Origin of the sequence: Micromonospora inyonensis (genome assembly GCF_900091415.1) — a bacterium.
Taxonomy (GTDB): domain Bacteria; phylum Actinomycetota; class Actinomycetes; order Mycobacteriales; family Micromonosporaceae; genus Micromonospora; species Micromonospora inyonensis.
In genome coordinates this window covers 1,322,985-1,343,999 of sequence record NZ_FMHU01000001.1, presented here as the reverse complement: position 1 = coordinate 1,343,999, position 21,015 = coordinate 1,322,985, and the positions used below count along the sequence as shown (strand labels likewise).

Sequence of the window (21,015 nt, the reverse complement as noted above, 5' to 3'; positions counted from 1 at the left end):
CCCGGCGTGACGGGCCTCGTGAGCACCATCCCCCGCCCCCGCAGGCGTCGGGTGGGCCGTGTCGCACCTCACCCCCTTCGAGGCGGCCGGCCCGCCCGACGCCGCCCCCGTACCCGGTCGGTGCCCGCTCCGGTTCCGCGTGACCGGCCCGGCACGTGCCGGCGGCGTACCCTCGAGCGCGCAGCGGCCGTGGGTGGGAGGAGGCACCGTCATGTCTGACCGGACCGATCGGGCCCGGAACACACCACTCGGCGCCGGCCGGGTCCTCCGCCCCCGGGCGTGGGCGGCCCCCGTCCGGGCGATGAGCCGGATCCTGAACACGGAGGACGCTCCCCGTCCGCCCCGGGACACCGGCCCGGACCGCAACGCCGTGGTCGACTGCGCCCTCTACGTCGAGGGGATCCGGCAGCCGGGCGACTGGAACTACACCGACGCGCTCACCGCGGCCCGCCGCCAGCCGCACGCCTTCGTCTGGCTGGGACTGCACGAGCCGGGCCTGCGGGAGATGACCGGCATCGCGGCCACGTACGGGTTGCACGAACTCGCCGTCGAGGACGCGGTCAAGGCCCAGCAGCGGCCGAAGCTGGAGCAGTTCGGCGAGGTCAGCTTCCTGGTGCTGCGTACCGCCCGGTACTGCGAGCACACCGAGCTGACCGAGACCTCCGAGGTGGTCGAGACCGGCCAGGTGATGCTCTTCATCGGGCCCGACTTCGTGATCAGCGTCCGGCACGGGGACGCCTGCCGTCTCGCGCCCGTCCGGGCCGACCTGGAGAGCACCCGCGACCTGCTGCTGCACGGCCCGTGGGCGGTGGCGTACGCGGTCACCGACCGGGTGGTGGACCTCTACCTGGAGGTCGCCGACCAGGTCGAGGACGACCTGGACGTGCTGGAGGCGGAGGTCTTCGACCGGCAGAGCCACGGTCGGATCCAGCGGATCTACCAGATGAAGCGGGAACTGGTCGAGTTCAAGCGGGCGGTGGTGCCGTTGCAGCGACCGCTGATGACGCTCACCGCCCAGGTCAACCGGGAGGTGCCGAAGGAGATCCGGCGCTACTTCCGGGACGTGCAGGACCATCTCAGCCGCACCGTCGAGCAGGTCAACTCCTACGACGACCTGCTGAACTCGATCCTCCAGGCGCGACTGGCCCAGGTCACCGTCGACCAGAACAACGACATGCGCAAGATCGCCGCCTGGGCCGCGATCGCCGCCGTGTGGACCGCCATCGCGGGCATCTACGGCATGAACTTCGAGAACATGCCCGAGCTGAAGATGACGTACGGCTATCCGGTCGTCCTGGCCCTGATGCTGGGCATCTCGATGGCCCTCTACCGCTGGTTCCGCCGCAACGGCTGGCTCTGACCCGTACCGCGACGGGGAGCGCCGGCGGTGCGGGGTGCTACCCCCCGCCTCGCCGGCGCCGCTTCCCGACGGCCGCGGCCACGCGCCGTCCGCTCGGGCGTCAGTGACGACCGCCGCTGGAGCTGTTGGTGCCCCCCATCGCCGTGCTGATGTCGTCGGCCGGACGACCCGAGACGTCCCGGGCCCCCTCGGCGACCGACGGCACCTTGTTGTTCGGGGTGACCGGCTTCGTGGTGGCGGCGTTGCCCGCACCGGCCACCGCCGAGCTGCCGGCCCCGGTCGGTCCGCCGGCGGACGCCGGGCCGGTGGCCGTGGTCGGGGTCCGCACCTCGATGGTCTCCACCTCGTCGCGCATCGGCTCCAGGGTGCGGTTCGGGTCGTACTCGGACCACTCCTGCTGGTCCCGACGACGACGCATCGCCATCGCGCCGGCCACCCCGGCCACCGCCCCGGCCGCGAGCAGACCGGTCATCAGGCCGCCGCGCCGACGGGCCTTCTGCTTCTTCTGCAGCTTCATCATCCGCATGTTCTTCGCCTTAGCCTTCCGGGCCATCGTGCCGGCCTGCGACGCGCCGCCACGGGCGGCCACGGCCAGCGGAGCGAGGGTGCCGACCGTCGAACCCCAGCCCCGGAGGGCGGAGTCGCGGACCACCACCACCCGGGGTGCCATCGCACCCCGGGCCGCCTGCACCCGGGGGCCGACGGAGTGGCCGACACCCCGGGACGCGTACGTGGCCGCCTGCATCAGGTGACCGACGCCCCGGTTGAGCTCGGCCCTGGCCAGCTGCCCCTGGGACTTACGCCGCCCGATTCCAAACACGGTCCCACCTCCTGGGAGTTGTTCCTTCGTCATCCTCCACCTTCGGATGCCTCCGCACTGCCAGATCGGGCACATGGGAGGATCCGCATGGAACTGACCGACGAGTGAGGAGTACCCGTGGCCGAGGCTGTCTACGCCACCTTGCACACCAACCATGGCCCGATCCGGCTGGAGCTCTTCTCCAACCACGCCCCGAAGACCGTCCGCAACTTCGTGGAGCTGGCCGAGGGCACCCGGGAGTACACCGACCCGCGCACCGGCCAGCCGGGCAGCGGGCCGTACTACGACGGCACCATCTCGCACCGCGTGATCAGCGGCTTCATGATCCAGATGGGTGACCCGACCGGCACCGGTCGCGGCGGGCCGGGCTACAAGTTCGCCGACGAGTTCCACCCCGAGCTGCGCTTCGACCGCCCGTATCTGCTGGCCATGGCGAACGCCGGACCGGGCACCAACGGCTCGCAGTTCTTCATCACCGTGGGCCCGACGCCGCACCTGAACAACCGGCACACCATCTTCGGCCAGGTGGCGGACGAGGACTCCGCGAAGGTCGTCGACTCGATCGCCACCACGCCCACCGGCCCGAGCGACCGGCCCCTCTCCGACGTCGTGATCGAGCGGGTCCAGATCGAGCGCTCCCCGGCCTGATCTCCCGTACGAGGTACCTTTGCTCGCATGACTGAGCGTGGCAGGTGCGCGGACGGGAGGGCGAGACCGTGAGCGAGTCACCGCCGACCACCCCCGTCTGCTACCGGCACCCCGGTCGGGAGACGTACGTCCGGTGCACCCGCTGCGACCGTCCGATCTGTCCCGAGTGCATGCGGGACGCCTCCGTGGGCCACCAGTGCCCGGAGTGTGTGAGCGAGGGCCGACGTTCGGTGCGACCGGCGCGCACCGCCTTCGGCGGCGGTGCCGCCGGTCGCCAGGGCTACGTGACCAAGGCCCTGATCTCGCTGAACGTGCTGATGATGCTGCTCTCCATCGCCTCCGACCGGGGCGGTGACTCCGCTGCCGGCGGTTCCGGCTTCGGCGGGTTGATGGGTGGCAGCACCCCGCTGACCGAGTGGGGCGCGGTGCTCGGCCGGGCGCTCTTCCCGGACGGCACCATCCAGGGGGTCGCCGAGGGCGAGTGGTACCGCCTGCTCACCGCGATGTTCCTGCACTACGGCGTGGTGCACCTGCTGCTCAACATGTGGGCCCTGTGGGTGCTCGGCCGCTCTCTGGAGGCGGCCCTCGGGCCGTTGCGCTTCCTGGCGCTCTACCTGATCGCCGGGTTGGGCGGCAACGTCGCGGCCTACTTCTTCAGCGCGCCCAACGCCGCCACGGCCGGTGCCTCCACCGCCGTCTTCGGCCTCTTCGCCGCGCTCTTCGTGATCATGCGCCGGCTCGGCCGGGACACCTCGGCCGTGGTGCCCATCCTGGTGGTCAACCTGGTGTTCACCTTCGCCGTGCCGGGCATCTCCATCGCCGGGCACCTGGGCGGCCTGGTCGCCGGGGCGCTGATGGCTCTGGTCCTGGCCTACGCCCCCCGGATGCGCCGCTCGACCTTCCAGGCCGCCGGCGGCGTGGTCATCATGGTGGCCCTGCTCGCCCTCGTCCTCGTGCGCACCGCTGACCTGCTTCCCTAGGGCTGACCGCCCGTACCGGCGGGGCCGGGGCGGTGCGCGTCCAGGAACGGGGCCAGGAGCGTGGCGACCTCGGCCGGGTCCGCGTCGAGGTCGTGCCGGCTGAGCAGCCCGAGCGCCACCAGTGTCCCGGCCCCGGCCAGCTTGACCAGCGGTAGTTTCACCGGTACGCGCCACTGCCGGTGGAAGGACCCTGGGTGCATCCGTCCAGCATGCCCGAGCGGGGTGGACGTCGCGACGCCACCGGGCCCCGTACGACGAACCGACCGCCGGACCCGTACGACCAAGCCCGGAGGCGACCGGTCACCCGGGGCGGACGGTGGGTCGTCGCGCGACGTAGGATCGAGGAATCTGAGGTTACCGGGGAGTAGACATGAGTGACGCGGTTATCGTCGGCGCGGTACGCACCCCCGTCGGGCGGCGCAAGGGCAGCCTGGCCGGTGTCCACCCGGTGGACCTCTCGGCGCACGTGCTCCGTGCCCTCGCCGAGCGGACGGGCATCGCCCCGGCCGACGTCGACGACGTGGTCTGGGGGTGCGTGTCCCAGGTGGGCGAGCAGTCCTGGAACGTCGCCCGCAACGCCGTCCTCGCCGCCGGCTGGCCCGAGTCGGTCCCCGGCACCACCCTCGACCGGCAGTGCGGGTCGAGCCAGCAGGCGCTGCACTTCGCCGCCGCCACCGTTCTCTCCGGTCAGGCCGACCTGGTCGTCGCCGGGGGAGTCGAGTCGATGACCCGGGTGCCGATGGGGGCCAGTGTGGCCGGGGGCATGCCCTTCAGCGACCAGCTCCGTGAGCGCTACCGGGGTGTCGAGGGCTTCGCCGACGACGAGCCGCTGCCGTTCAACCAGGGCGTCGGCGCGGAGCTGATCGCCGCGCGCTGGCGCTTCTCCCGCAGTCAGCTCGACGAGTTCGCCCTGGCCAGCCACGAGAAGGCCGCCGCCGCCCAGGACGCCGGGGCGTTCGACGCGGAACTGGCCCCGGTGGCGCTGGCCGACGGGGGCAAGTTCACCGCCGACGAGGGCATCCGCCGGGACACGTCGCTGGAGAAGCTCGGCGAGCTGAAGACCCCGTTCCGCGCCGACGGCGTGGTCACCGCCGGGTCCGCCTCGCAGATCTCCGACGGCGCGGCGGCGCTCGCCGTCACCACCTCCGAGTGGGCCAGCCGGCACGGCCTGCGTCCGCTGGCCCGCGTCCACACCGCCGTCGTCGCCGCCGACGACCCGGTCACCATGCTCACCGCGCCCATCCCGGCCACCGCGAAGGCGCTGCGCCGCGCGGGGCTGGGCATCGAGGAGATCGGGGTGTACGAGGCGAACGAGGCGTTCGCCCCGGTGCCCCTGGCCTGGCTGGCGGAGACCGAGGCCGACCCGGAGCGGCTGAACCCGCGCGGCGGGGCGATCGCCCTCGGCCACCCGCTCGGCGCGTCCGGTGCCCGGATCATGACCACGATGCTCCAGCACATGCGGGACAACGGCATCCGCTACGGCCTGCAGACCATGTGCGAGGGCGGCGGCATGGCCAACGCCACGATCGTCGAACTGCTCTAGCCGGCTCCGCGGCACGTCCACGCACACCACCGTCACGTCCGCCGCGGCGTCGCACCGGCTGTCCGATCCCGCCCGGTGTCGGACAGCCGGTGTGCCGCACCGTCGCGTGGAATTTCCGGACCACCCGGTGCGTCGTTGGTCAGCGCATGGACGTCTTCGATCGAACGTTCCTGCCCGCCGCCGCCGAGACCGGGCTCGCCGTGCAGACGGTCAGCCGGCACATGCCCGTCTTCCGTCGCTGCGTCCGGGCGGACGACGCGACGATCCTGGTCGCCCGCTGCACCCGCCCGGACCGTCCGGTGTCCGGGGAGTACCTGCTGCTGATGACCTACCAGCGACTGGTCGTCACCCGGCAGAGCCCGCTGCTGCACCGGCTCCACCTGCACCTGAACACCGAGCTGCGGCACCTGAGCAACGTCACCTGGAACCCGGATCCCCGGCTCCAGCGGGTGGAACTCTCCGCCACCGCGATCGACGGGGCGCGGGAGCGGTTCCTGATCCGGACGGACCACCCGAAGCAGGTGTGGCAGATCGACACTCTGCTCGACCACGCCTTCCGGTCCCGGTTGCGGCTGCCCCGGGCGGTCACCGCCGCCGGGGCGCCCGTCGCCGGCCACCAACCCGCCAACGGCAGACCCACCCCGGGCCGGCCCGTCACCGGCCGACGTCCCGCCGGACGGGGCTGACCCACCGCCGGGCGCGGGTCCTTACCGAACCCGAACACAACCTGTGGCGATCCACGCCGGACGGTCAGGAATCATGGCCCGGTGAGCGTCGACGCACCGCACCACCGTGGACTCGTCCTCGTGGTCGAGGACGAACCCGCCATCGCCGACCTGGTCCGGCTCTATCTGGCCCGGGACGGGTTCGGCGTCCACGTCGAACGGGACGGCCCGACCGGGCTGGCCGCCGCCCGCCGCCTCCGACCGGTCGCCTGCGTGCTGGACATCGCCCTGCCCGGCCTGGCCGGGACCGAGGTCTGCCGCCGGCTGCGGGAGGCCGGCGACTGGACACCGGTCATCTTCCTCACCGCCCGGGACGACGAGGTGGACCGGATTCTCGGCCTGGAACTCGGGGCCGACGACTATGTGACCAAGCCGTTCAGTCCGCGTGAGCTGGTCGCCCGGGTCCGGGCGGTGCTGCGGCGCGCGGCCGGGGTGCCGGACGGGGCGGAGCGGCCCCGGCAGGTGGGCACGGTCACCCTCGACCCGGCCCGGCGCACGGTCACCGTCTCCGGCACGCCCGTCCAGCTCACCTCGATCGAGTTCGACCTGCTCGCCCACCTGATGGCCCGCCCCGGACGGGTCTTCACCCGTGAGGAACTGCTCGCCGGGGTCTGGGGTTACGCGGCGCACGCCGGCACCCGGACCGTCGACGTGCACGTGGCGCAGGTCCGGGCCAAGCTCGGCGACGTCCGCGTGATCCGTACCCACCGGGGCGTGGGATACGCCGCCGATGGCTGACCGCCCCGCCGGCCCGCCCGGCGTGGACCAGCCGACCGGGGCGCTGCCGACGGTGACCGCGACCGGGCCGCGCCGATTCCGGCCCGGTCGTACCCTGACCGCCCGCGCGGTGCTGGTCACCTGCGCGGTGGCACTGGTGTCGGTGCTGGTCACCGCAGTGGTGGCGGTGCCGCTGGCGGTCCGCAACGCCCAGCGGCAGGCGCAGCACACGCTGGCCGCGCAGGCGCAGATGACCGTCGAGGTGCTCCGGTTCCGGCTGAACCGGGGCCGTCCGACCGACGACGAACGGCTGCTGCGCCTGTTGGCCAACCAGGACGTCGAGGCGTACCTGATCCGGGACGGGCGGGTCGACCGGCCCGGCCTGCCCCCGCAGGTGGTCGAGCGGGTCGCCGCCGGCCGGGACGTCTCCGTCCGGCGGTTCGTCGACGGCCGGCCGGCCCTGGTCGAGGGGCGCGCGCTCGGCGACGGCAACGGGGTGGTGCTCACCCGGTCCCGGGTCACCGGGCTCTGGCGGCAGGTGCTCCTGAGCATCTGGGTTCCGCTGCTCGCCGGGCTGGCCGCCGGGCTGGTCGCCGGCTGGCTGCTGGCCCGCCGCCTGGCCCGCCCGATCCGGCAGGCGGCCACCGCCGCCGCCTGGCTCAGCGCCGGGGACCGCGCGGTACGGCTACCGGTCGAACCGCCTGACGAGGTCGCCGAGCTGGCGCACGCGCTCAACGGGCTGGCCGAGGCGCTCGCCACCAGTGAGGGACGGCAACGGGAGTTCCTGCTCTCCGTCTCGCACGAGCTGCGTACCCCGTTGACCGCCGTCCGGGGGTACGCCGAGGCACTCGCCGACGGTGTGCTCGGCCCCGACCAGGCGGCGCAGACCGGGCGGACCATGCTGGCCGAGGCGGAGCACCTGGACCGCCTGGTCAGCGACCTGCTCGCGTTGGCCCGGCTGGAGGCGGCCGACTTTCCACTCGACCCGGTCCCGGTGGACCTCGTCCAGCTCGTCGCCGCGGCGGCGGACACCTGGTCGGCCCGGTGCGCGGCGGTCGGCCTGCCGTTCCGGGTCGAGGTGCCCGCCGGGCCGGTTCCGGTGTACACCGATCCGGGGCGGATCCGGCAGGTGGTCGACGGGTTGCTGGAGAACGCGCTGCGGGTCGTACCCCCGGGGGCGCCGGTGGTGCTCGCGGCCCGGCCGGCGGGTGTGGACCCGGTGACGGGCGGGGTGGTCGAGGTCCGGGACGGCGGGCCGGGCTTCACCGACGACGACCTGGCGGTGGTGTTCGAGCGGGGCGCCCTGCACCGGCGGTACCGGGGGATCCGGAAGGTCGGCAGCGGGCTGGGACTGGCGTTGGCCGCCGGGCTGGTGCGGCGGCTCGGCGGCACGATCACCGCCGGGCACGCCCCGGAGGGCGGCGCGACGTTCACCGTCAGGCTGCCCGGAGTGCCGCACCGGACCCGGCCATCGGTGTGACCCCGTCTGGTGGGGTGGTAGCAGGGGACCCCTGCTCACCACCAGGCGGTAACAGGGGTCCCCTGCTACCACCCTCAGCCGGACTGCGGCGGCCCGCCGCCCACCGACGCCGTGGCCCGGGGCGCCCCGTGGCCCGGCGACCGGGCGGGTGGCCCCGGCGGTGGTCGGGTGCCCTGCAACCACCGCGCCAGGACGATCACCAGCGGCGGGAGCAGCAGGCACTGGGCGGCCACGGCCAACCAGAACCACCCGGCGTTGCCGAGCCGGTCGAGGTACTGGTAGCCGATACCCCCGACGACGCCACTGACCAGTGCGCCGATGCCGGCGGCGAGCCGTTGCTGGCCGAAGACCACGGCGGGTGACCGGTCGGACATCTCCAGCGCCACGAGGTCGTTCTTGAGGAACAGCACGATCTCGCCGAGGCAGATGAGCAACGCGCCGGCCAGGAGCGCCGCCGGGTGGGCGACGGCGAGCACGGCCATGCCGGTGCCGATGGTGGCGAAGCCGACGCGCATCGCCTGGGGGTAGCGCAGCCGGCCGATCCAGTTCGACAGCGCCGGCTGGAGTACGACGACTGCCGCCGAGTACGCCATCAGCACGACGCCGTACCAGGTGGCCGAGGTTCGGGGCACCGCGTACACGGCGAGGAAGTGCTGGAAGAACATGAACAGGTAGAGGCTGAGCGCGGTGATGGCGAACGGCAGCACCGGTAGGCCGTCCAGCACCCGACGAGGCCGTTCGACCCGCGCGCCCGCCCGTGTGGTCCCGTCGGCGGGTTCGGCGTCGCCTCCGTCCGGCACGTCCCCGGCATCCCCGCCGGGCGGTTCGGGCGGCAGCCGGAAATGGCCGGCGGCAACCACCACGAACAGGCCGGTTACCAGGGCGAACAGCGTTGTGGAGGCGGTCATGACGAACGGTCCGGCGGCGAGCGGGCCGAGCGCGATGCCGGCGTTGAACGCCGACCCGCTGGCGGCGAGCAGCATGGGCCGGCGTTGCGGGTCGGCCCGGTGGATCAGGTACGCCTTGTTCGCCGGCAGGTAGAGCGCGGCACCGCAGCTGGTCAGCCCGAGGGCGACGACGGCCACGGCCGGCCAGCGCAGGCCGGGAACGAAGCCGGCGAACCCGACGGTGCGAACGACCAGCGCGAGCAGCATGGTGCGGCGTAGCCCGACCCGCTCGGCGACGGCGGCGCCGACGATGCCGCCGGCGAACTGGATCAGCGAGGCGACCGCGAGCACCACGCCGACGAGCGGTAGTCCGAGGCCGAGGCGTTGGTGCAGCAGGACGGACATGAACGGCAGGACGGCGAAGCTGGCCAGCGGGATGAGGAAGGAGCTGGCCAGCAGGAACCGCTGTGGCACGGTGAACGCCCCGAGGCCGGGAAGGCGGCTCACGGGCCGTCGCTGATCATCGGGCGTACCGCCCCGGCGGCGCTCAGCACCCGGTGCAGGGCGAGTTCGGCGGTGGGACCCTCGGCGAGCACGAAACCGATGCAGGCGCGCTGGTCGGTGAGGTGCTCGATGCGCTGGCCGGAGCGCGCTGTCGGGTACCACCGGGGCGTGCCCGGGAAGTCGGTCAGCGCGTCCAGGCCCCGTACGTCGGTCAGCGCACCGGCCCGGTCGGCGTAGACCGGGGCGAACGCGACCGCCGGTGCGGAGTCCGGGGCGTGTTCGGGGAGCGCGGGCGGCTGCCCGAGCGCCATCCGGACCAGCCCTTCGTACACGTTGGCGTCGAGCCGGCGGCACAGTGCCTCGCCGACCAGCGCCCCGCCGATCCGGCCGTTGATCTCGATCAGCTCCGGCCCGTCGCTGGTGAGCACGAACTCCACGTGGGCGAAGCCCTGCTCGTAGCCGACGGCGGCCAGGACGCTCGCCACCCACTCGGCGAGGGCGGCCAGGTCGGGTTCCGGGAGGGCGACCGGGTACGCGGAGGCCTCTTCCCGGACGAGGGGTTCGCGGGAGACCTGCCGGCTGAGGACGCCGAGCAGGCGGGTCCGGCCAGCCCAGGTGAGGGTCTCGGCGCTGTAGAGCGGGCCGGCGAAGAAGGGCTCGACGACGAGCCGGCCGGTGAGCTGTCGGGTCCCGGCGGCGGCGAGCGCGGCGCTAAGGTCCGCGCGGGTACGGGCGATCCACACGTTCCGGGACGAGGTGCCGGCCGAGTCCTTCACCACCAGCGGCAGCCCGACCTGTTCCCGCAGCGCGTCGACGATCCGCTCGCGGTCCGACCCGCCGGGTACGTCGACCGCGGTGGTCCGGCTGAGGCCCCGCTGGTGCAACAGTGCCCGCACCCGCTGCTTGTCCCGCAGCAGACGCCAGGTGTCGACCGGGGTGCCGGGCAGGCCGAACTCGGCCAGCAGGCCGGCTCCGGTGACGCCCCACGTGTCGGTGGAGTTGATCATCCCGTGCAGGTCGGGGATCTTGCTGAGGGCGGTGGCGCAGGCGGCGGCGTCGTAGGTGTCGACGTCGACGACGTCGAGCGCGTCGGGCCGCAGCCGGGACAACTCGTAGCGGTACCAGCCCCGGTCGTGGGTGAGCAGGCAGAGGCGTTCGCCGGCACGGTCGGCGGCGTCGACGAGCCGGCCCAGCCCGAAGGTGAGGGCCTCCAGCAGGACGATGGTCATCGGTTGCTCTCCGTTCCGGTCTTGCGCCAGGGTTGGCGTCGCCATTCGAGTACCGACCAGGGCAGCGCGAGCTCGGCCAGCGAGGTGATCTCCAGCGGTCGGGTGCGGGTGGGGTCGATCGCCTCGGCGTGCCGGGCGAAGACCCGCTCGACGTAGCGGTGACCGGTGTCCGCGCCGATCACCAGATGCATCCGGTCCGGGTGCCGCCGGGCCTCCCACCCGGCGGCGAGATATGTCGCTCCGGTCGAGAGGCCGGCGAACACGGCATGCCCGCGCAGCAGGTGGACCGCGCCGCCCATGGCGTGCCGGAAGTCGATCCAGTGGATCGTGTCGTACAGCTCGTGGTGCACGTTGTCGAACCAGACCGAGCTGCCGATGCCGGCGATGATCGCCTCGGGGTCGGCGAACCGGTCGGCGCCGAAGGTCACGCTGCCGAAGGGCTGGATGCCGACCAGCCGGACCCCACGGCCGAGCCCGCGCAGCGCCTCGGTCATCCCGCCCGTGGAGGAACCGGTGCCGACCGAGCCCACCACGGTCAGGTCGGCGTCGGGCAGCGCGTCGGCGATCAGGCCGGCCAGCTCGTGGTAGCCGAGGTAGTGCACCGGGTCGTGGTACTGACGCATCCAGTGCAGATCCGGGTTCTCGGCCAGCAGCTGGCGTACCCGGGCGACCCGTCGTTGCTGGTCGAGACCCAGGTTCGCGGAGGGGGGCATCTGGTCGACGGTGGCGCCGAGGATCTCCAGTTGGGCCCGCATCGTGGCGTCCACGGTGGTCGACGCGACGATGTGGCAGCGCAGCCCGTAGCGGTGACAGGCCAGGGCCAGGGCCAGGGCGTAGATGCCGCTGGAAGAGTCGACGAGGGTCTGTCCGGGCCGGATGGTGCCGGCGTCCAGCAGGGCGCGTACGGCACCGAGTGCGGCGTACACCTTCATCGTCTCGAACCGGGCGAGGATGACGTTGTCGGCGAGCCGGATCAGGGCCGGCGTCTTCAGTGCGTCGGTGACGTGGTCGTGGATCACCAGCGGGGTTCGGGTGCGGGTGCGGAGCATCGTCACAACCCTTCGATGGTGGTGGGGGCCGGCCGGCACCGGCTCGGTGGCGGGTACGGCGAGGTCGTGGAGGGTTTGCGAAAGCGGCCGAGCGGTTACCGCGACCGGCGAATCCATGTCCCGGACCAGTGGCGCGGTGGGTGGCGGACCGGGGGCGGTCACGAGTGGCGACCGGTCCCGCAGTCGTGGCGGCGGGCCGGTGGGATCCGCCGGAGGGCACGGTATGTCCGGCCGGGTTCTCGATCAGGTCGACGGTCGACGTCGTCGCACCGGCCCGGCGGCGGGAAGCCTCAGCGGGGACGCGTTCCCCGTACGATCAGCCGCTTCGCGTGGTTGTCGTAGGTGCTGCCGTCGAACCCGCCGAAGCACTCGATGTCGACGAAGCCGGCCTGTTCGAGCATCGCGCGCATCTCGGCGGCACTGTAGACGAACGAGACGATCGAGGCCTGGTGCACGGCACCGTCCCGGACCAGGGTCCAGTCGGTCCGCAGCCGGGTCCAGTCGTCGAGGACGGTGTCCCGCATGAACGCCACCCCGTCGGGGAGGTCCACCGCCTGCGGGCGGCCGACCCAACTCGCGAGCACCTCCTTGCCGAGCAGGTCCATCAGGATCTGCCCGCCCGGCACCAGACTCTCGTGGGCGTTGCGGAGGACCTGGAGGTTCCGCTCCGGTTCCGCGAAGTACCCGAAGGACGTGTACATGTTGATCACGACGTCGAACTCGCCCGGACGGACGTAGTCGCCCATGTCGCCCTGTTCCAGCCGGGCCTCGACTCCGGCTTCGGCGCAGACCGAGGCCGCCCTGTCGAGCATCTCCTGGTTCAGGTCGACACCGGTGACGGCGTGCCCGCGCCGGGCCAGGGGCACCACGTACAGGCCGGGGCCGCAGCACAGGTCGAGCACCCGGGTGCCCGGGGTGAACTTGAGCAGCGGTGAGTCGGCGACATTGGCCTCGGCCTCGACGGCCCGGCGCTCGGAGAACATCAGCTCCCCGAAACCTGACCAGAGTCCGTCGTTCTCGTACCACCGCATCGGTCGTACCCCTCTCCGCCGACGTGACAACTGACAGTGAAGTGCGTCGATATGCTACGCATGATGCGCTGCGGGATACCAGATCTGTGACATTACCCTCACGCAACGGAGTCGCGCCGCCGTCGATACCGCGTCCGCGTCGATCCCGCGTCAGCGCTGCGTGACGCCTCGGTCACGCAGTACCCACCACTGTCGCATCCATGCCGAGCAATTTCCGCCGGGTCGGGGTGACGGAGGGTGCCGGGCGCTTGACGCCGCGCCGATGCTGGCCGGCCGGGTCGACACGCTACGCTGTCCCCGACGTACAGTCGCCCCCGTGGAGAAGCCCGTGAAGCTGTCGATCCTCATGCCGGTCTTCAACGAGGAGGAACGCATCGCGGACGCCCTCAAACAGGCGTTGGCGGTCGAGTACCCGTGCGACATCGAGCTGCTCGTGGTCGACGACGGCAGCCGGGACGGGACAGCCGAGGTCCTCAGCCGGGTCGACGACGCCCGGCTGCGGGTGATCACCCATCCCCGCAACGCGGGCAAGGGCGCGGCCATCCGGACGGCGGTGGCCCACGCCGAGGGCGACTACATGGTCATCCTCGACGCGGACCTGGAGTACGACCCGCAGGACATCCCGAGGCTGCTCGCCCCGGTGCTCGACGGTCGCGCCGAGGTGGTCTACGGCAATCGCACCTTCGGCAGCCACAGCGCCTACAGCTTCTGGTACGTGATGGGCAACAAGGGCGTCACCACGGCCGCGAACGTGCTCTTCAACTCGTACATCGGGGATCTGGAAACCTGCTTCAAGCTCATGCCCGTCGAGCTGTACCGCTCGCTCGACGTGCGGTCCCGGGGGTTCGGCATGGAGGCGGAGGTGACCGGCAAGTTGCTACGCCGCCGGATCCGCCCGTACGAGGTGCCGATCAGCTACCGGGCCCGGGGGCGCGAGGAGGGCAAGAAGATCACCTGGAAGGACGGCGTCGAGGCGCTCTGGATCCTGGGCCGGGAGCGTACCCGCCGCCGCCCCCGGCCCTGACCGCGACACCACGCCGCCCCCGGCCCTGACCGCGACACCACGCCGCCGGCCTCAGCCCAGGAACGCGTCGACCGAACGGCGCAGCCCGGCCGCGTCCAGCCCGTGCCAGCGGCTGTGGTCGTCCGCCGTGCCGTAGCGGCGAAGGTCCTGCCGGCCGACCCCGAGCGCCAGCAGCCGGTGCGGCCGGTCGGCGAGGGCCTCGCTGACCATCCGGCTCGACGTGCCGGCCAGGTAGGGCTCCACCAGGATCACCTCGGTGCCGGCGAGTGCCCGCAACCCCGCGGTGTCGAAGGGGCGCGGCCGGTGGGTGTACGCCACCGTCACGTCCCGCCCGGCCACCGCTGCCAGGCTCTCGTCCAGCAACGGCCCGACCGCCACCAGCAGCGGCGCGCCCGGTCCCGCGTCCCGGACCACCCGCAGCGAACCGTCGCCGCCGTACGGCCGGCTGTTCGCCATCGTCGACAGGCGCAGGTACACCGCCCCGTCACCGGCCACTGCGGCGCGCAGCAGCGGCGGCACCTCGTCGGGGTGCCCCGGCACGTGCACGGTCCAGCCGTGCAGCGTGTCGATCAGCGCCACGTCCGCCGGGGAGAGATGGGTCCGCCCGGCCTCCGGCCGGTCGTAGGAGGCCCCGACGCTGACCAGCACCGCGGTCACGTCCTGGTGGTCGAGGTCCAGCTTGATCTGCTCGTACGCCCGCTCGACGAGGAACGGGGCGTAGGTGTGCACCACCGGGCGGAGCCCGGCCAGGGCCAGCCCGCCGGCCACGCCCACCATCAACTGCTCCCGGATGCCCACGTTGACCACCCGGTCCGGGTGTCGTCGGGACGCCTCGGAGAAGCTGTCCGCCGAGATGTCGGCGAGCACCACGGCGGTCCGCGGATCCTCGGCCAGCAGCTCGTACGCGGTGTCGACGAAGCGGTCCCGCATCACGGTCTCCGCCTCAGTCATGGTCGCCTCGACCACGGTCTGCTCGGCCACTGTCGTCACAGCTTCACTCCTTCTCGCCGACGACCGCGACGACGACGTGCGGCCGGTGGTGGTCGTGCCCGGTCAGGGCGGCGTACAGGGCGTCGTGGTCGTTCCCGTCGACAGTCGACGCCCGCCAGCCGTTGACGGTGAACCGGGTCGCGATCCCGCCGGGCCAGCCGTGCGTGGCGGACCGGTTGTCCACCACGATCCCGGTCAGCCCGGCCAGCCCGGTCGCGCCCGCGTACGCGATCGCCTCGTGGTTCGAGCCCTCGTCGAGTTCGGCGTCGCCGAGCAGGACGTACACCCTCGGGGTGAGCAGTCCCTGGGCCCGCAGGCCGAGTACGGTGCCCACGCCCAGGCCGAGCCCGTGCCCGAGCGACCCGGCCCCGATCTCGACACCGGGCACCAGGACCCGGTCCGGATGGCCGCCGAGGCGGCTCGCCGGGCCGTAGGCGTCGTCCAGCCACTCCGGCGGGATGAACCCCTTCGCGGCCAGGACGGCGTAGTAGCCCGCGACGGCATGCCCCTTCGACAGGAGGAACCGGTCCCGGTCCGGGTCGTCCGGCCGGTCGGGGGAGATCCGTAGGATCCGGTCGTAGAGCACCCAGAGGACATCGATGGTGGAGTACACGTTCGGCCCGAAGTCGTCCTCCTGGGCTGCGGCGGCCCGACGCAGCAGCGGCGCGACCGGCCCCGGGACGACGGGGGCGCTGGCGATGGTGACGGTCATACCGTTAGCCTGCAAGTTGAAGCTCACTTCAACTCAAGGGCGATGTGATGCAGGAGTCACTCACCATCGGTCAGCTCTCCGCCCGTAGCGGCGTGGCCCCCTCGGCCCTGCGCTACTACGAGCGGCTCGGCCTCATCCACGCCGAACGCACCGGCGGAAACCAACGCCGGTACGCCCGCGCCGAACTGCGTCGGGTGGCGTTCATCCGGATCGCCCAGCAGGTCGGCGTGTCCCTGGACGAGATCCGGGACGCACTGGACTCATTGCCCGACGGTCGTACCCCCAGCGCACAGGACTGGGCCCGGATCTCCGCCGCCTGGCGCAGCCGGTTGGACGAGAAGATCCGACTGATCAGCAGGCTGCGGGACGACCTGACCGGCTGCATCGGGTGTGGCTGCCTGTCGTTGCAGCGCTGCACCCTCAACAACCCGTCCGACAAGCTCGCCGGTGAGGGACCGGGCGCACGCCTGCTCCAACCCCGCCCCTGAAGTGGTTGCCGTGTAGTTCAGGTGGTTGCCGCGTCGCTGAGGTGGTTGCAGGGGCCCCCTCCTCATCAAAATGCGGTAACAGGGGACCCCTGCTACCACCTCACCCCGTGACCGTCAGCCGGTGACCAGCAGCACCTTGCCCAGGTGGTCGCTGGACTCCACCAGCCGGTGCGCCCCGGCCGCGTCGGACATCGGCATCCGCCGGTCCACCACCGGGCGGATCCGGCCCGACTCCACCAGCGGCCAGACCTGCTCCCGTACGCCCTGGACGACGGCCGCCTTCTCGGCGAGCGGACGGGACCGCAGTGCCGTCGCGGTCACCGAAGCCCGCTTGACCAGCAGCGTGCCGAGGTCGAGTTCGGCCTTCCGCCCGCCCTGCATGCCGATCACCACCAAACGGCCGCCGGTCGCCAGCGCCGCCACGTTCCGGCCGAGGTAGGCCGCGCCCATGATGTCGAGGATCACGTCCGCGCCCCGACCGTCGGTCACCCGGCGGACCTCCTCGACGAAGTCCTGCTCCCGGTAGTCGACGGTGTGCGCCGCACCCAGCTCGCGCAGCCGGGCGTGCTTGGCGGCGCGGGCGGTCACCACCACGGTCGCGCCGAGCGCCGCGCCGAGCTGGATGGCGAACGTGCCGATGCCACTGCCACCGCCGTGCACCAGCAGCGTCTCGCCCGCCGCCAGCCGGGCGATCTGCACGACGTTCGACCACACCGTGCAGGCCACCTCGGGCAGCGCGGCGGCGTCGACCGGGTCGACCCCGGCCGGCACCGGGAGCAACTGCCCGGCCGGTACGGCGACCCGCTCGGCGTACCCGCCGCCGGTCAGCAGCGCGCAGACCTCCTGACCGGCCCGCCAGCCGGTCACGTCGGGGGCGGTCGCGGCGACGACCCCGGCGCACTCCAGACCCGGGTACGCCGACGCTCCCGGCGGGGGCGGGTAATGCCCCTGCCGTTGCAGCAGGTCGGCCCGGTTGACCGCGCTGGCCCGCACGTCGACGATCACCTCACCGGGGCCGGGCTCCGGGTCGGGCACCTCGGTCCAGCGCAGGGCTTCGGGTCCACCGGGTACCGGGATCGTGATCGCGTGCATGAACCTGTCTTACCCGATCCGTCCCTCGACCCACGCCCGGGTGAGGATCTCCGTCACGGTCTGTTCCGGGGTCTGGTCGGAGGTATCCAGCCAGAGCCCGATCCGGGGCGTGTCGGCCCGGAACCCGGCGTCCAGGTCGGCGACCGGCCAGTCGCCGTACCCCTTCTTGGGCCGGTCCCGCTCGCGGACGGCGACCACCTCCGGGCGGGGTGCGAGCACCACGACCGCCAGCGGTCGGTGCCGGATCCGGTCGACCATCGCCGCCAGTTCCGGGCCGAGGATCACGTCCTGGCAGACCACGGTGAAGCCGGCGGCAGCGTACGTGTCGGCGGCCGAGGCGGCGAGGTCGTACCGGAGCCGGAGCTGCCGCCACGCCTCCTCCGACGGTGTGGCGGTCATCTCCTCCCGGCCCCTGACCACCATCCGGCGGAAGACGTCGCCGCGCAGGTGCACCGCGCGCGGCAGCCGGCGGGCCAGCAGCTCGGACACTGTGGACTTGCCGACCGCCATGATCCCGGTGACCAGTACCACGGACGGGGTGTCCCACATGCCGCGATGATCCCACGTTCGGGCGGGACGCCGACTCGCGACGCCGCCCGGTCATGGCAGACTAGGCGGGTCGCGTACCCCTCGGGGACGCGTCGGGAGGGTTCGCCTAGTGGCCGATGGCGCTGGTCTTGAAAACCGGTAGGGCAGCGATGTCCTCGTGGGTTCGAATCCCACACCCTCCGCCTCCCGAGCAGCACAAATGCCCCTGGGCCGGCACCGACACCGGTCGGGAGGCGGGTCTGCCAGCGAATCCGTCTCCCGTCATCCCACCCTCCTCCTGGCCGGTGCGGGGCTGAGCCGATCCTGGTCAGGCATCTTCTCCGGCGTCCGGGGCGGTGCGAGCGACGGCCGCTGCGGAATCGTGGATCACCGCCCGGGGGGAGAAAGCGACCGACAATTTCTTCCCATTATTCGGTGGAGCACCCGGGTGGCGAACATCGTCTTCGGCGCGAGCTTCATGGCCATGCCCCTCGCCCACGGGGTGCCGGGGATCGGCGCGTTACTCGCGGTCAACCTCGCTGCGGCGGTCTGGACCGCCGTCGTGGCGGCGACCTATCGCCAACGCGTGGGCGACCGGTCCCATCTCGGCCGCGTGAGCAGCGTCCTGCGGCTCGGCGTGGGGATCGCCTCGATCATCGGCGCGGGTGCCGCAGGGCTGATCGGTGACGCGATACCGCTCGACGGTCTCTTCTTCGGGCTGGGCCTGCTGGTGGTTCTCGTGTGTGGATCGGCGGTCCGAAGGCCCCGGCGCCACGGTTCGCCACCAGGTGACGCACCCGTCGGTTCGGAGGACCGCGTGCGTCCGCCAGGAGTCATGCGTTGACCTGGACAAACCCGATCGTTTCGCCGGGTTCTCCGGGGGTAGGGCGAAGGGGCCTGCCCACCGCGCTCCACGGAGGAACTTGTAGATGGATCCCCGCAAGCCTGCCAAGGCCGTCAAGCATGTCGTCGAGGCCGCCGCCGGGAAGGTGACCGACGCCCTGACTCCCGACATTCCCGGCGCGCCGGGTAGCGCCCCGCCGACCGTCGAGGAACCGACGACGCCCCGCGACCCGCTGCCGCCGAAACCGGAGCAGGGCACGCCGGACACCCGTACGCCGACCGGGGCGGCGACCGGCGTGCCCCCGGTCGCGAAGGGCCAACAGGGCGCCCACCTCACCACCGCTCAGGGCGCACGGCTGCGCGACACGGACCATTCGCTCAAGGCCGGTCCGCGTGGTCCGGTCCTGCTCCAGGACCACCACCTGCGCGAGAAGATCACCCACTTCGACCACGAGCGCATCCCTGAGCGCGTCGTGCACGCGCGGGGGGCCGGGGCGCACGGCGTGTTCACCGGCTACGGCAGCGCCGAGGGAGTCACGAAGGCCGGCTTCCTCGCCAAGGGGAAGGAGACTCCCGTCTTCGTCCGGTTCTCCACCGTCCTCGGCTCGCGTGGATCGGCCGACACGGTCCGCGACACCCGGGGCTTCGCGACGAAGTTCTACACCGACGAGGGCACCTTCGACCTGGTCGCCAACAACATCCCGGTCTTCTTCATCCAGGACGCCATCAAGTTCCCCGACGTCATCCACGCCGGCAAGCCGCACCCGGACCGGGAGATCCCGCAGGCGCAGAGCGCGCACGACACCTTCTGGGACTTCGTCTCCCTGCACACCGAGGCGCAGCACCACACGATCTGGAACATGTCCGACCGGGGCATCCCGCGCTCGTACCGGATGATGGAGGGTTTCGGGGTCCACACGTTCCGCCTGGTCAATGCCGCCGGGGAGACCGCGCTGGTCAAGTTCCACTGGAAGCCCAAGCTGGGCGTGCACTCCCTGACCTGGGAGGAGGCACAGCTGCTCGCCGGGATCGACCCGGACTTCCACCGCCGGGACCTGTACGACGCGATCGAGGCCGGCGCGTTCCCCGAGTGGGAACTCGGCATCCAGGTCTTCCCGGACACCCCGGAGGAGACCTTCGCCGGCATCGACCTGCTCGACCCGACGAAGATCGTGCCGGAGGAACTCGCGCCGGTGCAGGCGATCGGCCGGCTGGTCCTCAACCGGACCCCGACCAACTTCTTCGCCGAGGTCGAGCAGGTCGCCTTCCACCCCGGACACCTGCCGCCGGGCATCGACGTCACCAACGACCCGCTGTTGCAGGGCCGGCTCTTCTCGTACATCGACACGCAGCTGACCCGGCTGGGCGGGCCGAACTTCCCGCAGATCCCGATCAACCGCCCGCACGCGCCGGTCAACGACATGCTGCGCGACGGCTTCCACCAGCAGGCCGTCCACGCCGGGGTGGCGCCGTACCGGCCGAACTCGCTCGACGGCGGCAACCCCTTCCCCGCGGGTGTCGAGCAGGGGGTGTTCGTGGACGTCCCGGTGACCGTCGCGGAGGCGCCCAAGGTACGTGCGAACCCGATTTCCTTCGACGACCACTTCAGCCAGGCCCGGCTGTTCTGGCTGAGCATGTCGCCGGTGGAGAAGGAGCACATCATCCGCGCCTACACCTTCGAACTGGGCAAGTGCTACCACCAGGCGATCCGGGAACGGCAGCTGCAGAGCCTGGCCAACATCGACCCGGTGCTCTGCGTGGAGGTCGCCACCGGTCTCGGCCTTCCCGCGCCGCAGCCGGGCGTGCCGCTCGCCGACGTCGCGCCCAGCCCGGTGCTCTCCCAGGTCGGCCGGGAGTGGCCGGCCGACGGCCGGACGGTCGGCATCGTCGTCGACGCCGCCAGCGACCTCGACGGTGTCGCCGAGGTACGCCGGGCGGCCCTCGGTGCCGGCATGGTGCCGCTGCTCATCGCCCCGCACGGCGGCACGGTGGGCGACCTGCCCGTGCAGCGGACCTTCGCCACCGGGCGTTCCGTCGAGTTCGACGTCCTCCTGCTGGCCGGGGCACCGACGCCGGCACCGGACGCGATCCCGGCGCGCGACGACAAGGCGGGCGCGGCCGACTCGGTGACCGTGGATCCACGGGTGCTGCTCCTGGTCGAGGAGACCTGGCGGCACGCCAAGGCGATCGGCGCGTGGGGCGACGGGATCACCGTGCTGCGACAGGCGCGGGTCAGCGGCACCCCCGGCGTGGTGACCGGCGACTCCGGGCCCGAGGTCTTCGCCGCCGTCGGGCAGTTGGCAGCCGCGCACCGGGTGTGGGACCGGTTCCCCGCCTCGGTGGCCTGAACCGGCCGTCCGTGGCA

The 21,015-nt window shown here is 72.4% G+C and carries 21 protein-coding genes and 1 tRNA gene; 12 read left to right on the top strand and 10 right to left on the bottom strand.

Features of this window, described 5'->3' with window-relative positions; genetic code table 11:
• Positions 1 to 211: 211 nt before the first annotated feature.
• Positions 212 to 1,360: a magnesium/cobalt transporter CorA gene (gene corA / locus GA0074694_RS06060; protein ID WP_091453701.1), complete on the top strand. Its 1,149-nt coding sequence runs from the start codon at positions 212 to 214 to the stop codon at positions 1,358 to 1,360.
• Between the two features lie 100 nt (positions 1,361 to 1,460).
• Here the strand turns inward: corA and GA0074694_RS06055 are convergent, their stop codons facing one another.
• The gene (locus GA0074694_RS06055) at positions 1,461 to 2,213 is read right to left on the bottom strand and encodes a hypothetical protein (RefSeq protein WP_091453697.1); all 753 of its coding nucleotides are present in this window, start codon (positions 2,211 to 2,213) and stop codon (positions 1,461 to 1,463) included.
• 84 nt (positions 2,214 to 2,297) lie between these two features.
• Here GA0074694_RS06055 and GA0074694_RS06050 point away from each other — a divergent pair, with 84 nt between their 5' ends.
• Positions 2,298 to 2,828 carry a peptidylprolyl isomerase gene (locus GA0074694_RS06050; protein ID WP_091453693.1) on the top strand — a complete coding sequence of 177 codons (531 nt, stop codon included), beginning with the start codon at positions 2,298 to 2,300 and terminating at the stop codon, positions 2,826 to 2,828.
• A gap of 68 nt (positions 2,829 to 2,896) precedes the next feature.
• Positions 2,897 to 3,808 (top strand): rhomboid family intramembrane serine protease, encoded by a 912-nt coding sequence (locus tag GA0074694_RS06045; protein ID WP_091458728.1) that lies wholly within the window; start codon positions 2,897 to 2,899, stop codon positions 3,806 to 3,808.
• On the opposite strand, the gene GA0074694_RS06040 is transcribed toward GA0074694_RS06045, so the two are convergent.
• Positions 3,805 to 4,008 (bottom strand): hypothetical protein, encoded by a 204-nt coding sequence (locus GA0074694_RS06040; protein ID WP_091453688.1) that lies wholly within the window; start codon positions 4,006 to 4,008, stop codon positions 3,805 to 3,807. The genes GA0074694_RS06045 and GA0074694_RS06040 overlap by 4 nt on opposite strands.
• 170 nt (positions 4,009 to 4,178) lie before the next feature.
• Between GA0074694_RS06040 and GA0074694_RS06035 the strand changes: the two genes are divergently transcribed.
• From GA0074694_RS06035 to GA0074694_RS06020, 4 genes are all read left to right on the top strand, one after another.
• Positions 4,179 to 5,351 carry a thiolase family protein gene (locus GA0074694_RS06035; protein WP_091453685.1) on the top strand — a complete coding sequence of 391 codons (1,173 nt, stop codon included), beginning with the start codon at positions 4,179 to 4,181 and terminating at the stop codon, positions 5,349 to 5,351.
• A gap of 146 nt (positions 5,352 to 5,497) precedes the next feature.
• Entirely contained in the window at positions 5,498 to 6,037 is a 540-nt protein-coding gene (locus tag GA0074694_RS06030) for a hypothetical protein (protein ID WP_091453681.1), read from the top strand.
• Between the two features lie 81 nt (positions 6,038 to 6,118).
• Positions 6,119 to 6,814 (top strand): response regulator transcription factor, encoded by a 696-nt coding sequence (locus GA0074694_RS06025; protein ID WP_091453678.1) that lies wholly within the window; start codon positions 6,119 to 6,121, stop codon positions 6,812 to 6,814.
• Entirely contained in the window at positions 6,807 to 8,273 is a 1,467-nt protein-coding gene (locus GA0074694_RS06020) for a sensor histidine kinase (protein ID WP_091453675.1), read from the top strand. The genes GA0074694_RS06025 and GA0074694_RS06020 overlap by 8 nt, the downstream gene beginning before the upstream one ends.
• 74 nt (positions 8,274 to 8,347) lie before the next feature.
• On the opposite strand, the gene GA0074694_RS06015 is transcribed toward GA0074694_RS06020, so the two are convergent.
• The 4 genes from GA0074694_RS06015 to GA0074694_RS06000 all read right to left on the bottom strand — a co-directional run bounded on the left by GA0074694_RS06015 (position 8,348) and on the right by GA0074694_RS06000 (position 12,973).
• Complete coding sequence (locus GA0074694_RS06015; RefSeq protein ID WP_091453672.1) at positions 8,348 to 9,667, bottom strand: MFS transporter; 1,320 nt, start codon at positions 9,665 to 9,667, stop codon at positions 8,348 to 8,350.
• Positions 9,664 to 10,893: an ATP-grasp domain-containing protein gene (locus GA0074694_RS06010; protein WP_091453669.1), complete on the bottom strand. Its 1,230-nt coding sequence runs from the start codon at positions 10,891 to 10,893 to the stop codon at positions 9,664 to 9,666. The genes GA0074694_RS06015 and GA0074694_RS06010 overlap by 4 nt, the downstream gene beginning before the upstream one ends.
• A complete protein-coding gene (locus GA0074694_RS06005) occupies positions 10,890 to 11,942 on the bottom strand; it encodes a pyridoxal-phosphate dependent enzyme (RefSeq protein ID WP_091458726.1) in 1,053 nt (350 codons plus the stop codon). The genes GA0074694_RS06010 and GA0074694_RS06005 overlap by 4 nt, the downstream gene beginning before the upstream one ends.
• A gap of 290 nt (positions 11,943 to 12,232) precedes the next feature.
• On the bottom strand, positions 12,233 to 12,973 hold the full coding sequence (locus GA0074694_RS06000) for a class I SAM-dependent methyltransferase (protein ID WP_091453666.1): 741 nt from the start codon (positions 12,971 to 12,973) through the stop codon (positions 12,233 to 12,235).
• A gap of 328 nt (positions 12,974 to 13,301) precedes the next feature.
• On the opposite strand from GA0074694_RS06000, the gene GA0074694_RS05995 reads away from it, so the two are divergent.
• A complete protein-coding gene (locus tag GA0074694_RS05995) occupies positions 13,302 to 13,997 on the top strand; it encodes a glycosyltransferase family 2 protein (protein ID WP_091458722.1) in 696 nt (231 codons plus the stop codon).
• Positions 13,998 to 14,048: 51 nt separating this feature from the next.
• Here GA0074694_RS05995 and GA0074694_RS05990 read toward each other — a convergent pair whose 3' ends face one another.
• The gene (locus GA0074694_RS05990; protein WP_091458724.1) at positions 14,049 to 14,927 is read right to left on the bottom strand and encodes a transketolase family protein; all 879 of its coding nucleotides are present in this window, start codon (positions 14,925 to 14,927) and stop codon (positions 14,049 to 14,051) included.
• A 64-nt stretch (positions 14,928 to 14,991) separates the two neighbouring features.
• Positions 14,992 to 15,699, bottom strand: a complete 708-nt coding sequence (locus GA0074694_RS05985) for a transketolase (RefSeq protein ID WP_091453662.1) — start codon at positions 15,697 to 15,699, stop codon at positions 14,992 to 14,994.
• Positions 15,700 to 15,746: 47 nt separating this feature from the next.
• Between GA0074694_RS05985 and soxR the strand changes: the two genes are divergently transcribed.
• Positions 15,747 to 16,187 (top strand): redox-sensitive transcriptional activator SoxR, encoded by a 441-nt coding sequence (soxR, locus tag GA0074694_RS05980; protein ID WP_091453658.1) that lies wholly within the window; start codon positions 15,747 to 15,749, stop codon positions 16,185 to 16,187.
• A 114-nt stretch (positions 16,188 to 16,301) separates the two neighbouring features.
• Here the strand turns inward: soxR and GA0074694_RS05975 are convergent, their stop codons facing one another.
• Entirely contained in the window at positions 16,302 to 17,279 is a 978-nt protein-coding gene (locus GA0074694_RS05975; protein WP_091453656.1) for an NAD(P)H-quinone oxidoreductase, read from the bottom strand.
• Positions 17,280 to 17,288: 9 nt separating this feature from the next.
• Complete coding sequence (locus GA0074694_RS05970) at positions 17,289 to 17,828, bottom strand: AAA family ATPase (RefSeq protein ID WP_091453653.1); 540 nt, start codon at positions 17,826 to 17,828, stop codon at positions 17,289 to 17,291.
• Between the two features lie 95 nt (positions 17,829 to 17,923).
• Here GA0074694_RS05970 and GA0074694_RS05965 point away from each other — a divergent pair.
• The 3 genes from GA0074694_RS05965 (at position 17,924) to GA0074694_RS05955 (ending at position 20,998) form a co-directional block, all read left to right on the top strand.
• Positions 17,924 to 18,010: transfer RNA gene (locus GA0074694_RS05965), tRNA-Ser, on the top strand.
• 245 nt (positions 18,011 to 18,255) lie between these two features.
• Complete coding sequence (locus GA0074694_RS05960; RefSeq protein ID WP_091453650.1) at positions 18,256 to 18,651, top strand: MFS transporter; 396 nt, start codon at positions 18,256 to 18,258, stop codon at positions 18,649 to 18,651.
• An 85-nt stretch (positions 18,652 to 18,736) separates the two neighbouring features.
• Positions 18,737 to 20,998: a catalase gene (locus GA0074694_RS05955; protein ID WP_091453647.1), complete on the top strand. Its 2,262-nt coding sequence runs from the start codon at positions 18,737 to 18,739 to the stop codon at positions 20,996 to 20,998.
• Positions 20,999 to 21,015 lie beyond the last annotated feature (17 nt).

Excerpts from the sequence above, each read along its gene's own strand:
- GA0074694_RS05985 (WP_091453662.1), bottom strand. The coding sequence starts at position 15,699 with ATGACCGTCACCATCGCCAGCGCCCCCGTCGTCCCGGGGCCGGTCGCG.
- GA0074694_RS06005 (WP_091458726.1), bottom strand. The coding sequence starts at position 11,942 with ATGCTCCGCACCCGCACCCGAACCCCGCTGGTGATCCACGACCACGTC.
- GA0074694_RS05975 (WP_091453656.1), bottom strand. The coding sequence starts at position 17,279 with ATGCACGCGATCACGATCCCGGTACCCGGTGGACCCGAAGCCCTGCGC.
- GA0074694_RS06010 (WP_091453669.1), bottom strand. The coding sequence starts at position 10,893 with ATGACCATCGTCCTGCTGGAGGCCCTCACCTTCGGGCTGGGCCGGCTC.
- GA0074694_RS06020 (WP_091453675.1), top strand. The coding sequence starts at position 6,807 with ATGGCTGACCGCCCCGCCGGCCCGCCCGGCGTGGACCAGCCGACCGGG.
- soxR (WP_091453658.1), top strand. The coding sequence starts at position 15,747 with ATGCAGGAGTCACTCACCATCGGTCAGCTCTCCGCCCGTAGCGGCGTG.
- GA0074694_RS06000 (WP_091453666.1), bottom strand. The coding sequence starts at position 12,973 with ATGCGGTGGTACGAGAACGACGGACTCTGGTCAGGTTTCGGGGAGCTG.
- GA0074694_RS06040 (WP_091453688.1), bottom strand. The coding sequence starts at position 4,008 with ATGCACCCAGGGTCCTTCCACCGGCAGTGGCGCGTACCGGTGAAACTA.
- GA0074694_RS06035 (WP_091453685.1), top strand. The coding sequence starts at position 4,179 with ATGAGTGACGCGGTTATCGTCGGCGCGGTACGCACCCCCGTCGGGCGG.
- GA0074694_RS06055 (WP_091453697.1), bottom strand. The coding sequence starts at position 2,213 with ATGACGAAGGAACAACTCCCAGGAGGTGGGACCGTGTTTGGAATCGGG.
- corA (WP_091453701.1), top strand. The coding sequence starts at position 212 with ATGTCTGACCGGACCGATCGGGCCCGGAACACACCACTCGGCGCCGGC.
- GA0074694_RS05955 (WP_091453647.1), top strand. The coding sequence starts at position 18,737 with ATGGATCCCCGCAAGCCTGCCAAGGCCGTCAAGCATGTCGTCGAGGCC.
- GA0074694_RS05990 (WP_091458724.1), bottom strand. The coding sequence starts at position 14,927 with ATGCGGGACCGCTTCGTCGACACCGCGTACGAGCTGCTGGCCGAGGAT.
- GA0074694_RS06030 (WP_091453681.1), top strand. The coding sequence starts at position 5,498 with ATGGACGTCTTCGATCGAACGTTCCTGCCCGCCGCCGCCGAGACCGGG.
- GA0074694_RS05970 (WP_091453653.1), bottom strand. The coding sequence starts at position 17,828 with ATGTGGGACACCCCGTCCGTGGTACTGGTCACCGGGATCATGGCGGTC.